Here is a 14879-nt window from a genome sequence, read left to right on the forward strand (position 1 = left end):
CTGCCATTTCGCATGAGGCCTACAGAAAAAAAGGCAAGCCAATTCGGCCTGCCTTTTACACATTTTTCTTTATTTTTTAAGCTGGAGTGCAGCGCCAACAAAATCGCGGAAGAGCGGCTGTGGACGATTCGGACGGGATGCGAATTCCGGATGGAATTGGCTTGCCACAAACCAAGGATGCTCTGGAATTTCAACGATTTCTACCAGACGACCGTCAGGCGATGTGCCGCTGAACTGCATACCAGCTTCCTTCAGCGCTTCACGGTATTGGTTATTGAATTCGTAACGGTGGCGGTGACGCTCATATACGAGGTCTTCACTGTAAGAAGCGTGTGCCAGCGTGTCTTTTTCCATTTTGCACGGATATAGACCAAGACGCATCGTACCACCAAGATTTTCGATGTCCTTCTGATCCGGAAGTAAATCAATCACCGGATACTGGGTAGAAGGGTTGATTTCTGAACTGTTCGCGTCTTTGAGGCCGACAACGTGACGGGCAAATTCAATCACGGCCACCTGCATACCTAGGCAGATGCCGAGGAACGGAATCTTGTTCTCACGTGCATATTTAGTAGCAATAATTTTACCTTCTACACCGCGGTCGCCAAAGCCGCCTGGAACGAGAATACCGTCCACATGCCCTAAAAGCTCGGCTACATTATTCTCATACACTTCTTCTGCATCTACCCACTCAATACTTACATCCGCATCGTTTGCATAGCCCGCATGGTACAGTGCTTCAGCGACGCTCAAATACGCATCATGCAGCGCTACATATTTACCAACGATTGCAATGGTTGTTTTGTGGGAGAGATTTTTGATCTTGTGAAGCATTTGCTTCCATTCTGTCATGTCCGCTTCCGGGCAAGTGAGGTTCAGATGGTTGCATACATAGTCATCCATGCCCTGTGCTTTAAGTTCCAACGGCACTTCATACAGAGATTCAGCATCTGCCGCTTCAATAACGGCTTTTGGATCGATGTCGCAGAAGAGGGCGATTTTGTCTTTCATATCTTGAGACATCGGATGCTCAGTACGGCATACAATTACATTTGGCTGAATACCCAGGCTGCGCAGCTCTTTTACACTATGCTGGGTTGGCTTCGTCTTCATCTCGCCGGCAGCCGCCAGATACGGCACCAGTGTACAGTGAATGTACATCACATTATCGCGGCCTACATCACTCTTGATCTGACGGATTGCTTCAAGGAAAGGCAAACTCTCGATATCCCCTACCGTACCGCCGATTTCCGTAATGACTACATCAGCATTCGTCTCGCGGCCAGCGCGGAAAACGCGTTCTTTAATTTCGTTTGTAATATGGGGAATCACTTGCACAGTTCCACCCAAATAGTCGCCACGACGCTCTTTGGTAATAACCGATGAGTAGATTTTACCTGTCGTAACATTGCTGTTCGAGTTCAGGTTAATGTCAATGAAGCGCTCATAGTGTCCTAAATCGAGATCTGTCTCCGCCCCGTCTTGTGTAACAAACACTTCGCCATGCTGATACGGACTCATTGTACCTGGATCCACATTGATGTACGGATCAAATTTTTGAATCGTTACCTGTAAGCCACGGTTTTTCAATAAACGTCCTAGAGAAGCGGCAGTAATTCCTTTACCCAGAGAAGATACCACACCGCCGGTTACAAATATATACTTTGCCATACAAATAAACCCCTCTTTCTTTGCCCATTCAATACTTTTCCACAAAACAATTTGCTATATGAACCTAGAAAATAAAAAAAACAAAAGCGCGACCCAACCGAGTTCTCGGAGGGGCACTTTTGTTTTTGTTGATTAACAGGAATCAAAAAACTTTTAAAGCCCAAAAAGTATTTTATCTTCCCTTGTATTACATGTCAAGTTCTTCGTCTTCGTCATCGCTGTCTAATTCTTCTTCCTCTTCTTCTAGATCGGATTCGAATTCTTCTTCAGCCTCTTCTTCATCATCGAAGTCGTCATCAACTGTTTCATCTTCTTCATCGTCATCATCTACATCGTTCACATTGTCATTATCAATCTCATCATATTCTTCTTCGAGATCATCATCGAAGTCATCGTCATCATCATCAAGTGCAAATTTCGCACGGAAGCCACCTTCCGCCGATTCTTCTTGCGTCTCTACAAGATACCAGCGCTTTAAGCCCCATAGGTTATCACCGAGGCAGATGAAACGACCATCAAGATTAATCTCCGTATAAACTTGTGCGATCATATCCATCGCTTCAGATTCTGACATATCTTTCATCTGGGTCAGTTCTTTGTACAAATCACGGTAATACGCCGGTTTTTTTGATTGGTTCAACATTTGATAAGCGAGATCTACCATCGCCATTTCGTTGATTTTTTCCGCTTCCAGGTTCAAAGCATTGCTCAACCTCGGCACTTCCCTTCTTTACAGGTATTCAGCAACGAGACGCGGCTTTTGCACGCCCCGGACATACTATCCCTATTATTCAGCATTCCTTATTTTATACAATTTCAGACCTAAATTGCAAGGGCATAGTGCAAGACATAAAAAACAAGCCGCTTCACTCGCAAGAAAAGCGGCTCATTCCCTACTATAAATGTGAAGAAAAAAGCCGCCAGCGGCGATACTTTTTTACTCATTGAGAAAAAGACGAGAAAAAATGATCTCGCCTTTTTCTTTCAACCTAACGAAGTTTCCTGACCGAGCCAGCAAGGGCCGGCACATAGAAAAAAGCAGTAGAAGGTGATGCATTTTTCTTTTCCACTCCAGTGAGGCCAATTAAACAAACCAATAAAGCCCTGCCACTGTCTCCCTCTTCGAGCGGCCCAGATGTTTGGCAGGGCGGTTTGTTTATTGGATAGAGCGTACGACTTGCTTCTGCGTAGAAAAGAAAACTAGCAAGCCGTGGACTGCTTTTTTCTGTTACATATTACGGCGATACTGGCCGCCTACTTCATAAAGCGCACCTGTAATCTGACCAAGACTTGCAACTTTCACCGTTTCCATTAGTTCCGCAAAAATATTTCCATTTGCACGAGCCACTTCTTTGAGGCGCTGCAGGGCAGCGGAAGCCGCGTCTTGATTACGCTCCTGGAATGCACGCAGATTATTGATCTGCTGCACCTTCTCCTCTTCCGTAGAACGGGCGAGTTCAATCTCGTAATCATCTTCAGAAGAATTCGGATTGAGGAACGTATTCACCCCAATAATCGGCAATTCACCATTATGCTTCAGCGTCTCATAGTAGAGTGACTCCTCTTGGATCTTGCTGCGCTGATATTGTGTCTCCATCGCACCTAGCACACCACCACGATCACTGATACGCTGGAACTCGGCCAATACGGCTTCTTCTACGAGATCAGTCAGCTCTTCAATAATGAATGAACCCTGCAGTGAGTTCTCATTCTTAGCAAGACCAAGCTCTTTAGTAATAATCATCTGGATTGCCATTGCACGGCGCACAGAGTTCTCTGTAGGCGTCGTAATCGCCTCATCATACGCATTCGTATGCAGTGAGTTGCAATTGTCGTAGATGGCCATAAGCGCCTGCAGCGTCGTTCGAATATCATTAAAGTCCATCTCTTGTGCATGCAGCGAACGACCGGATGTCTGAATATGGTACTTCAGCTTCTGACTGCGCTCATTGCCGCTATATTTATTCTTAATGACAGTAGACCAAATACGGCGAGCTACGCGTCCAAGCACGGTATACTCCGGATCTAGGCCGTTGCTGAAGAAGAACGACAGATTCGGTGCAAAGTCATCGATATTCATGCCGCGGCTTAAGTAGTATTCTACATACGTAAATCCATTAGCCAGCGTGAAGGCCAATTGAGAAATCGGATTGGCTCCCGCTTCAGCAATATGGTAGCCGGAAATACTTACCGAATAATAGTTGCGGACATAGTTTTGAATAAAGTATTCTTGGATGTCCCCCATCATCTTCAAAGCAAACTCAGTCGAGAAGATGCACGTATTCTGTCCCTGATCTTCCTTCAAGATATCCGCTTGAACGGTACCACGTACATTCTTGAGGGTATATTCTCTTACCTGCTTCATCTCTTCCGCATTCGGCTCGCGTCCGTTCTCTTCCTTAAACATATCAATCTGCTGCTGGATTGCAGTATTCATATACATCGCAAGAATAATCGGTGCAGGCCCGTTAATCGTCATCGATACGGATGTGGACGGGTGGCATAGGTTGAAGCCCGCATACAGCTTCTTCATATCATCCAATGTACAAATATTAACGCCGCTCGTACCGATTTTACCGTAGATATCCGGGCGGTAATCCGGATCTTCTCCATACAGAGTTACACTGTCGAAAGCCGTGCTTAGGCGCTTCGCCGTATCGTCTTTAGACAGGTAGTGGAAGCGGCGGTTCGTGCGCTCCGGCGTACCTTCGCCCGCAAATTGACGTTTCGGATCTTCCCCATCACGTTTGAACGGGAACACGCCTGCCGTATATGGGAAGTAACCCGGAAGATTCTCGCTCATAGACCAGCGAAGAATCTCGCCAAAGTCTTCAAACTTCGGCATGGACACTTTTGGAATACGCGTACCGGAAAGTGATGTCGTGTATAACTTTGTCACGATTTCTTTGTCGCGTACTTTTGTAACGAACTCATCCTGCTGGTACGCTTCCTTGAGCGATTTCCAGTTATCGAGGATTTTCTTGCTTTCCGGATGCAGCTGCTCCTCATAATGCGCGATGAGCTTCTCCAGTTCTTGCAGCAGTTCAGACGCAATCTCCCCATCTTTACCTGCGAACTCTTCTCTTGCGCCCTTCAATTGGAATAGCTTACGCGCAACTTGTACCTGCTGCTCCGTATACTTTTTGTATTGGTGTACTGTACTTGCGATTTCCGCTAAATAATGAACGCGGTCAGATGGAATAATATATTTTTTCTTGGATTTCTGATCGCCGGTAATATCAATTGTTGTCTTCCATTCCATGCCCAGCTTCTCAGAGATTACTTTCATCAAGTTAACGAACAGAACATTCGTACCCGGATCATTGAACTGGCTTGCAATCGTACCGTATACCGGAATATCTTCATCTTTCATATCAAAAATAGCACGGCTTCGCGTCCACTGCTTCTTCACATCTCGCAGCGCATCCTCGGAACCGCGGCGCTCAAATTTATTGATGGCAATAATATCGGCATAGTCGATCATGTCAATTTTCTCAAGCTGTGTCGGCGCACCGAATTCGCTTGTCATGACATACATGGCAACATCACACACTTGTGTAATATTAGCATCGCCTTGGCCAATACCTGATGTCTCTACAATAATGAAATCATAGCCCGCTGCTTTTACAATAGTAATCGCATCCCCGATTGCTTTACTCAGCTCGCTATGCGATGTACGGGTAGCGAGTGAGCGCATATAGACGCGCGGAGAGTGAATGGAGTTCATGCGAATACGGTCGCCTAATAATGCACCACCCGTTTTTTGTTTGGATGGGTCTACAGATAGAATCGCAATTGTCTTTTCTGGATATTGTTCGAGGAAACGGCGTACCAATTCGTCTGTCAGCGAGCTTTTGCCTGCGCCGCCCGTACCGGTAATACCAAGGACAGGAACTGTTTCCACCATGGCATGGACTTTTTCCAATGTAGCTGCTACTTCTTGATCCTGCTTCTCAACATTTTCTTCCGCCAGTGTAATCATACGGCTGATCGCATTCCAACTACGGTTCTTCAACTCGCTGATCTCTTTTTCAACTTCTTTCGGGGTCGGATAATCGGTCTGCTCAATCATATAATTAATCATACCCTGCAGACCGTTCGAACGTCCGTCATCTGGTGAGAAGATTTTGCTGACCCCGTATTCATGCAGCTCACGGATTTCAGCAGGCACGATTACACCACCGCCACCGCCAAACACTTTAATATGGGAGGCTCCCTTTTCCTTTAACAGATCGACAATGTACTTGAAATACTCTACATGACCGCCCTGATAAGAGCTAATGGCAATCCCCTGTGCGTCTTCTTGAATGGCGGCATTCACTACTTCTTCTACAGAGCGGTTATGCCCAAGGTGAATGACTTCCACACCGGACGCCTGCAGAATGCGGCGCATAATATTAATGGATGCATCATGGCCGTCGAACAGACTAGCAGCAGTAACAAAGCGAACATTATGCTTCGGACGATAAATTGTCGTTTCCATCTTACATTTCCTCCTTCAAGGTCGCGATTCTGACCTTACATAATCATCATAGGCACTAACACGGGCAAAGAGCATCTCTTTCTCCTCGCCTGACTACTGGACATTATTCTCCTGTTAATTCACGTAAGATCAAGGAGGTCTGCATCTCTATATATTCTTCTAGGGTGTAGTGCTTGCGCAGACTCCAGCGGCGGAACGTCCACATCTCACCAAGTACTACAATATTGTGGGCCATCAGCTTTATAGAATGCTCGTCAATTCGCAGCGAGCCATCCAGCCTGCCCCGATCAAGAATTTCTTCAAAAAAGCTGGTAATCTCCTCTTCCTTAGCCAATACGTACTTCATCGTATCGTGTGGAAGCGACTTGATCTCCTGATAAATGAGAAGCACGCGATCCTGCATCTGGTCCATAACACGTAGGAAGCCCTCAATCGCAGCCTTCAGCATCACGGCACCATTCACTCCATTTACCAGCACTTCCTGTAATCCTTTTTCCACCCCAGCATGAATTGCATCACATACTAGATAGAGAACATCTTCTTTGGATTCGATATATTCATACAACGTACCGATACTAAACCCTGAAGCACGGGAAATTTCTCGTGTCGTCGTCTTATGAAATCCTTTAGAAACAAAAAGCTCAACGGCGGCTTCAATAATCTGCTCGCGTCGTTTTTCGATAAGTTTTGGGTCTTTTACCATTGAAGGAATTGATTTTCGCTGTTCCATCGTCTATTACTCCTTTCCTCATGCCGACTGAGCGATTGCTCAGAGTGGAGGGAAAAAGAAGAGGCCTTTCGCCTCCTCTTTCTTATATTCTATTATACGCAGGAAGAAAACGGATTCGCAACACTTTTCAGAATACTATTTCTCCTTAATTAATTGCTGAAGAAGTTGTCCTGCTACTTCATACGGATCAATATCACGGCGGGAGACTTTCTCCATCATATCGCTATATTCTTCACTGCGCAATTGTTTGACGACGAGCTGGTGTATCTCATGCTCCACAATCTCGGCAACCTCCTCCTTCAGATGCGAGGCACGTCGCTTATCCCAATCACCGCTTGCCGTAAGGAATGACTTATGGTCAAGAAACGCTTGCCATGTCTCATCAATCCCCTTGTTCTGCGGGGTAATGGTCTTAACGATCGGTGGGCGCCACGGGGCATCATGCTTCACCAGGTCCAGCATTTGTTCGACTTCCCGGAACAGCTTATCTGTACCAGCCAGATCGGCTTTATTCAGAATGAATAAGTCAGCGATCTCCATAATCCCAGCTTTAAAAGCTTGTACGGTATCACCACCGCCTGGATTCAGTACTACCGCTGTCGAATCAGCGATATTCATAATATCGAGTTCCGATTGGCCAACTCCGACCGTTTCAATAATGATGATATCCTTTCCATAAGCATCAAGCACACGCACAGCTTCTTTCGTAGCGCGTGCCAGACCGCCTAAGCTTCCACGTGTTCCCATACTGCGAATGAACACACCCTCATCAAGAAAGTGGTCCTGCATTCGAATACGGTCACCGAGGATCGCACCACCAGTAAATGGACTGGTCGGATCTACCGCTACAATCCCAACCGTCAATTCCTGCTTACGTAAATACCCAATAAGCTTATCAACAAATGAGCTCTTACCCGCACCCGGTGAGCCGGTGATGCCGACAAGGAATGCTTTTCCCGTATGTGGGAAAAGATCCTGCAGCACCTCCGTCTTCTCCGGATGATTATCTTCTATATAGGAGATCGCACGTGCAGCCGCACGACGGTCTCCTGCAAGAATCCGTTCTACCAATGTATGCAATACGTTCACATCCTTAGTCTTTCAGCAGGTAGTTCGAGATGACAAGACGCTGGATTTCGTTGGTTCCTTCGTATATTTGTGTGATTTTCGCATCACGCATGAAGCGTTCTACCGGATACTCGCGCGTATAGCCGTAGCCGCCGAATACCTGTACCGCATCAGTCGTTACTTCCATTGCGATATCACCTGCAAACAGCTTCGCCATCGCAGATGCCTTGCCGTACGATAATCCTTTATCTTCAAGTACAGCCGCTTGGTATGTGAGAAGACGGGCAGCTTCTACCTTGGTCGCCATATCCGCCAGCTTGAATGCGATGCCCTGCTGTGCAGAAATCGGCTTGCCAAACTGCTGGCGTTCCTTAGAATAGGCAATGGCATGCGTCAATGCTCCGTCCGCAATACCAACCGCCTGTGCAGCGATTCCGTTCCGGCCGCCATCAAGCGTCATCATTGCCACTTTGAAGCCTTGGCCTTCAGCACCCAGCACGTTCTCGGCGGGAACACGGCAATCTTCAAAAATGATTTCCGTTGTGGCAGACGAACGGATACCAAGCTTCTTCTCTTTTTTACCTACTTTGAAGCCAGGCATGTCGCTTGTTACGATAAATGCAGTCTGACCTTTATGCTTAAGCTCAGGCTCTGTTGCTGCAAATACGATGTAGATGTCAGCCAGTCCGCCATTCGTAATGAAGATCTTGCTTCCATTCAGAATGTAGTCGTCGCCGTCTTTTTTGGCCGTTGTCTTCATCCCTGCTGCATCCGAACCAGACCCCGGCTCAGTCAAGCAGTATGCGCCCATGCTTTTACCTTCTGCCAACGGACGGAGGAATTTCTGCTTCTGCTCCTCCGTACCAAATTTGTAAATCGGCCAGCTGGCAAGTGATGTATGCGCAGACAGCGTAACACCGACGGAGGAATCGACGCGGGACAGCTCTTCTACTGCGATTACATAGCTTAAGAAGTCAAAGCCTGCGCCACCGTATTTTTCATCCCACGGAATACCGGTCAGGCCAAGCTCAGCCATCTTGTGGAACACTTCCATATCAAAGCGTTCTTCTTCATCCCGTTCTCCAGCCTTGTCGGCCAATTCATTCTCCGCGAATTCACGCACCATTTGACGCAGCATTTTATGTTCTTCAGACAATTGGAAATCCATGTTCTCCCCACTCCTTTTATTATTTGTTTAATAGATGCTTGGAAATCACAACACGCTGAATCTGGTTGGTGCCTTCATAAATCTGGGTTACTTTGGCATCACGGAAATAGCGCTCCACCGGATATTCACGTGTATAGCCGTAGCCGCCGAATATCTGCACAGCTTCCGTCGCAACATTCATCGCTGTATCTGTCGCAAAGCGCTTCGCCATGGACGCTTCCATGCCGCATTTAATTCCTTTGTTGCGCAGTGCTGCGGCACGATATACCAGCATACGGGAGGCTTCAATCTGTGTCGCCATATCGGCCAGCTTGAATCCGATGCCCTGATTAGCAGCAATCGGCTTACCGAACTGCTGGCGTTCCTTGGCATAGGCAATGGCGTGCTCAAGCGCCCCTTCTGCAATTCCAAGGCCCTGAGAGGCGATACCGATACGTCCTACATCCAGGTTCGCCATCGCGATCGTAAAGCCCATTCCTTCTTCGCCAAGCAGATTCTCCGCTGGAACTTCTGCGTTATCAAAAATCAGCTCACACGTGCTCGAACCATGAAGGCCCATTTTCTTTTCCTTTTTGCCGACAGTAAACCCTGGTGTATCTTTTTCTACAATGAATGCGGAGATTCCTTTTGATCCTTTTGACGGATCGGTGACAGCAAACGTGATGTACGTATCGGCAGCTCCTGCATTCGTAATAAAAATTTTGGAGCCATTCAGAATGTACTTGTCACCTTTTTTTACTGCTGAGGTGCGCATGCTTCCAGCATCAGAGCCTGCGTTTGGCTCGGTTAAAGCAAATGCGCCAATGTACTCGCCTGAAGCTAACTTCGGCACGTATTTCTTTTTCTGTTCTTCATTGCCGAAATATAAAATTGGGTTTGTGCCTACTGATGTGTGTACAGACAAAATAACACCAACAGTTGGACTTACCTTAGAGATTTCATTGATTGCGAGAATATAGGAGATAAAGTCGGCTTCAGCGCCGCCCCATTTCTCTTCGATTGGAATGCCCATTAGACCGTATTCACCCATCTTGCGAACAATCTCAAGCGGGAATTCATCCGTCTCTTCCATCTTCTCTACCTGTGGGGCGATCTCTTCGCGGGCAAAGTCCCGCACCATACGACGCATCATTTCTTGTTCTTCTGTAAATTGTAAATGCATGGTTTCTCCTCCTAGCTCCTGTTGCTTTTCTCTTTACCTACTCATATACGTAGAATCCGCGACCTGATTTGCGTCCTAGCCATCCTGCTTTTACATACTTGCGCAGCAGCGGGCATGGACGATACTTCGAATCACCGAAGCCTTCATGCAGCACTTCCATAATGGATAGGCACGTATCAAGACCGATAAAGTCAGCCAGTGTTAGCGGCCCCATCGGATGATTCATACCAAGCTTCATGATTTCATCAATCGCTTCCGGTGTCGCTACGCCTTCGTATACGCAGTAGATGGCCTCATTAATCATCGGCATCAGTACGCGATTGGAGATAAAGGCTGGGAAGTCGTTAACTTCTACGCCTACTTTGTTCATCTTCTCGGATAGCTCAGCGACAATGCGGTATGTCTCATCCGATGTAGCCAATCCGCGAATAACCTCAATCAACTTCATTACCGGAACCGGATTCATGAAGTGCATACCGATGACTTTCTCCGGACGATTGGTTACCGCCGCAATCTCCGTGATCGGAAGTGAGGACGTATTGCTTGCAAGAATCGCATGCGCTGGTGCGATTTCATCTAATTGCTTAAAGATCTCTGATTTAATCGCCATGTTTTCTACAGCCGCTTCCACTACAAAGTCAATATCTTTGGCATTATTAATGTCTGTAGATGGAGTGATGCGGCTTATGATCGCTTGTTTCTCTTCTTCTGTTTTGCGTCCCTTTTCCACATCACGGGTCAGATTTTTCGTGATCACGCCAAGACCGCGCTGTACGAACTCTTCTTTTACATCGTGCAGTATAACGTCAAGACCCGCTTGCGCTGCTACCTGAGCGATGCCGCTTCCCATCTGGCCTGCGCCAATGACCATGAATTTTTTTACTTCCATTGTCTCCACTCCTTATATGTGAGATTAAAGTAAAGAAAATTATAAAGAGAGTAACAAGAAAAAGTGAGCTGCTAAGAGAGGAGCCGGATGCCTTTCTCTCTTTTCTATACACAAGCTGGCCTATGTTCTCCTTCTCTATCACATTCTCTTGTTACTTCGTCTTTGCCTGTTATTCTGCTGCTGGCACCTCTACCAAGATGGCATCGCCCTGGGCCGCTCCGGAGCAGATCGCTGCGATCCCTAAGCCGCCTCCACGACGACGCAATTCGTAAATCAATGTCATAAGAATACGCGCACCGCTTGCACCGATCGGATGACCGAATGCGATAGCGCCACCATTCACATTTACTTTCTCTGGGTCCCATCCTGCGATCTTCTCACTGGTCAATGTAACAGCTGCAAATGCCTCGTTAACTTCAAATAAATCAATCTGATCAATTGTATAGCCTGTCTTCTTGAGCAGCTTGTTAATGGCAAGGCCCGGCGTTGTCGCAATATAAGGTGCTTCCTGTCCAACTGCCGCGTGACCAAGAATCGTTGCCAGCGGCTTTGCGCCAAGCTCCTTTGCCTTCTCATCGGACATTACTACCATAGCACCTGCACCATCATTAACACCTGGTGCATTCCCTGCGGTGATGCTTCCGTCTTTTGTAAACACCGGAGGCAGCTTCTGAAGCTGTTCAAGCGTGGTCTCACGCGGTGCCTCATCCGTATCTACGATGACAGGATCGCCTTTACGCTGCGGCACGGATACTGGCACGATCTCATCGTTGAATTTGCCTGCTTTCATTGCCTCAGCCGCCCGCTGCTGGCTGCGCAGCGCCCAGTTATCCTGCGCCTCACGAGAAATCTCATACTCAGCCGCTACATTGCTGCCATGAACAGCCATATGCTGTCCGTCATACGCATCCGTTAAGCCGTCGTTGAGCATCAAATCTACGATCTTGCCATCGCCCATTCGCATGCCCCAGCGTGCATTCGGCACAATATACGGCGCATTGCTCATGCTCTCCATGCCGCCCGCTACAATAACGTCTGCATCCCCAGCACGAATGATCTGGTCTGCCAACGTTACACTGCGTAGTCCTGAAGCACATACTTTGTTAATTGTCTCTGTCTGTACTTCCCACGGCAGGCCCGCTTTGCGTGCTGCTTGTCGAGAAGGAATCTGCTTTGCACCACCCTGCAGCACCATCCCCATGATGACCTCATCCACTGCATCCGGAGCGATACCAGCGCGTTCTACCGCTTCTTTAATGACAATACCACCCAGATCTACGGCTGAAAGTGATGAGAGCTTCCCTCCAAACTTACCAAATGGTGTACGGGCTGCGCTTACGATTACTGATTTTTTCATTCTTGCGCCTCCTTAAAATTTATAATGGATACGATATACATAATCGAACGATTGCTCAGTCAGTTAATTCTCGGAAAGAGACCCGGCAGTAAAAACTGCCGGGTTACAGTTCCTTCCTCTTCCATTGTATCAATGTTCGAACAAATGCAAAAGAGTATTCTATAAAGATTTTTCTAAAATCTCAACCATATCGAGCGTTTGTACTTTATCTTCTACTTCTTTCGCTTTCGTTCCGTCCGAAAGCATGGTCAGGCAATATGGACAGGAGCTTCCGATCGTGGTCGGATTCACGGCCAAAGCCTGCTCCGTTCGTGCAATATTAACTCGCGTACCCTGGTGCTCTTCCTGCCACATCATGCCACCGCCTGCACCGCAGCACATGCTATCACAGCCTGAGCGCTCCATCTCTACAATCTCCACACCTGGAATAGCGGACAAAATGTCGCGCGGAGCACCAAAGATGTCATTATAGCGACCTAAGTAACAGGAATCATGGAATGTAACACGATCCTTCACTTCGTTCACCGGCTTGAGGCGACCTTCCTTAATCCATTGCGCCAACAGTTCAGTATGGTGGTACACTTCCACATCTTCTAGACCGAATTCTGGATATTCATTCTTGAACGTATTGTACGCATGCGGATCCATCGTTACAATTTTCTTTACTTCATACTTCTGGAAGTTGCCGATGTTCTCCATCGCCAGCTCCTGGAACAGCAGCTCATTTCCGAGGCGGCGAGCCGTATCGCCTGAGTTCTTCTCTTCATTGCCAAGAATGGCAAAGGAAATGCCTGCCTTGTTCATGACACGAACAAAGGATTGCGTGAGCTTGATGCTTCGATTATCGAACGAGCCCATGGAACCGACAAAGAACAGATACTCAAATGATTCCGCTTCTTTTACGGTCGGCACCAGATCTTCCATGCCTTCGCGCCATTTGATCCGGTCTTTCCGGTTAATGCCCCACGGGTTGCTTTGCCGCTCAATGTTGCTTAGCGCACGCTGCGCATCCGATGGCATTTGACCTTCCGTCATGACCAGATAACGACGCATATCAATAATATGACCCACATGCTCATTGGCAACCGGACACTGGTCTTCACAGTTGCGGCACGTCGTACAGGCCCACAGTTCTTCCTCGGTAATGACGTCACCAATCAGGTTTACATCATATTCGATTTTCAATGCGGAGGAGCCCTCTGTAGCCGCAGCCACTTCTTCCCCTGCCTGGCCTACCCCTGCCGCACGCGCTTGTGCAGCGAGCACATTGCCATTCGATTCTTTGAATACAGCGGCAGGCATCCATGGCGTACGACCGGTGATTGCCGCCCCTTTCTCTGTTAAATGATCGCGCATCTTTACGATCAGATCCATCGGAGAGAGCGTCTTGCCTGTGCCTGCTGCCGGACACATGCTTGTACAGCGTCCGCATTCTACACACGCATACAGGTCAATCAGTTGGTTTTGTGTAAAATTCTCAATCCGACCAACACCGAATTCTTCCGCTCCTTCTTCTTCAAGCTTCTCAAAGTCGATGGTGCTCAGCTTGCCCGGCGAACGGGTTTTATCCTTCATTAACCAGTTATACGGGGCGAACAGCAGATGCGCATGCTTGCCCTGCGGAATATAGACCAAGAAGAACAGCAGCGTAAGCAGATGCACCCACCAGAATACGTAAAACAGAACGCCTGCCGCAGTTGATCCCAGACCGGAAAGCGCAATGGCTAAACTTGAAGCAATCGGCTGTGTCGAACGGAAACCCACTTCCTCCGGATGCAGCCAGATGATCTCCAATCCTTCAGATAACAGCGTGCTGACCATCAGAATCGTAATCAGCCACACGACCAGATTGGCTTTCCAGCCGCGTTTTAAGCGCTTTAATTTTTCTACATTTCGACGATACCACGCGTAGAAAATCGCAAGTAAAATCGATACGACCACGACTTCCTGAAACAGCAAGAAGTATGGATACGCCGAACCAAACGGCAGGTGAGAACCCGGTTTCAAGCCTTTCCAGATTAAGTCGATCGCACCGAATTGAACAAGTAAAAAGCCGTAGAAAAGCACAATATGCATGACACCGCTTTTGGAATCTTTTAGTAGTTTCTTTTGTCCAAAAACGTTGACCCAGAACGCATTGAGGCTTCGGGTCGCATCGTCCTTCAAATTGGCCGCTTGTCCCAACTTGATGTACGTTATACGGCTGTAGACAAGATGCGCAAATAAATACAGCGCATAGCCAACGACCGCAAAAAACGCTATGAGGTTAATTAGCGGCAAAAAATTCATTTGTTTCTCATCTCCTTCTCCACGAAATAATCTGACTAGATTGAAAAATAGCTACCTTTATC

Annotated in this window: 10 protein-coding genes; all 10 read right to left on the reverse strand. The window is 47.4% G+C overall.

All coding sequences use genetic code 11. The features are described 5' to 3' along the window. Nucleotides 1–69: 69 nt before the first annotated feature. Nucleotides 70–1671, reverse strand: coding sequence for a CTP synthase (locus AB3351_RS16350; RefSeq protein WP_371148221.1), 1602 nt, complete (start codon nt 1669–1671; stop codon nt 70–72). A 187-nt stretch (nt 1672–1858) separates the two neighbouring features. Next, complete coding sequence (gene rpoE / locus AB3351_RS16355) at nt 1859–2383, reverse strand: DNA-directed RNA polymerase subunit delta (protein ID WP_371148222.1); 525 nt, start codon at nt 2381–2383, stop codon at nt 1859–1861. 516 nt (nt 2384–2899) lie between these two features. Beyond that, complete coding sequence (gene icmF / locus AB3351_RS16360) at nt 2900–6154, reverse strand: fused isobutyryl-CoA mutase/GTPase IcmF (protein ID WP_371148223.1); 3255 nt, start codon at nt 6152–6154, stop codon at nt 2900–2902. Nucleotides 6155–6257: 103 nt separating this feature from the next. Further along, a complete protein-coding gene (locus AB3351_RS16365) occupies nt 6258–6884 on the reverse strand; it encodes a TetR/AcrR family transcriptional regulator (protein WP_371148224.1) in 627 nt (208 codons plus the stop codon). 135 nt (nt 6885–7019) lie between these two features. Continuing rightward, entirely contained in the window at nt 7020–7964 is a 945-nt protein-coding gene (gene meaB / locus AB3351_RS16370; protein ID WP_371148225.1) for a methylmalonyl Co-A mutase-associated GTPase MeaB, read from the reverse strand. A 13-nt stretch (nt 7965–7977) separates the two neighbouring features. Beyond that, on the reverse strand, nt 7978–9120 hold the full coding sequence (locus tag AB3351_RS16375; protein WP_371148226.1) for an acyl-CoA dehydrogenase: 1143 nt from the start codon (nt 9118–9120) through the stop codon (nt 7978–7980). 19 nt (nt 9121–9139) lie between these two features. Continuing rightward, nucleotides 9140–10282, reverse strand: a complete 1143-nt coding sequence (locus tag AB3351_RS16380; protein ID WP_371148227.1) for an acyl-CoA dehydrogenase — start codon at nt 10280–10282, stop codon at nt 9140–9142. Between the two features lie 37 nt (nt 10283–10319). Further along, nucleotides 10320–11171, reverse strand: a complete 852-nt coding sequence (locus tag AB3351_RS16385; protein ID WP_371148228.1) for a 3-hydroxybutyryl-CoA dehydrogenase — start codon at nt 11169–11171, stop codon at nt 10320–10322. A 169-nt stretch (nt 11172–11340) separates the two neighbouring features. Continuing rightward, complete coding sequence (locus tag AB3351_RS16390) at nt 11341–12528, reverse strand: acetyl-CoA C-acetyltransferase (protein WP_371148229.1); 1188 nt, start codon at nt 12526–12528, stop codon at nt 11341–11343. A gap of 159 nt (nt 12529–12687) precedes the next feature. Beyond that, complete coding sequence (locus tag AB3351_RS16395; protein ID WP_371148230.1) at nt 12688–14817, reverse strand: (Fe-S)-binding protein; 2130 nt, start codon at nt 14815–14817, stop codon at nt 12688–12690. Nucleotides 14818–14879 lie beyond the last annotated feature (62 nt).

This window comes from Aneurinibacillus sp. REN35, from assembly GCF_041379945.2.
Classification (GTDB): Bacteria; Bacillota; Bacilli; order Aneurinibacillales; family Aneurinibacillaceae; genus Aneurinibacillus.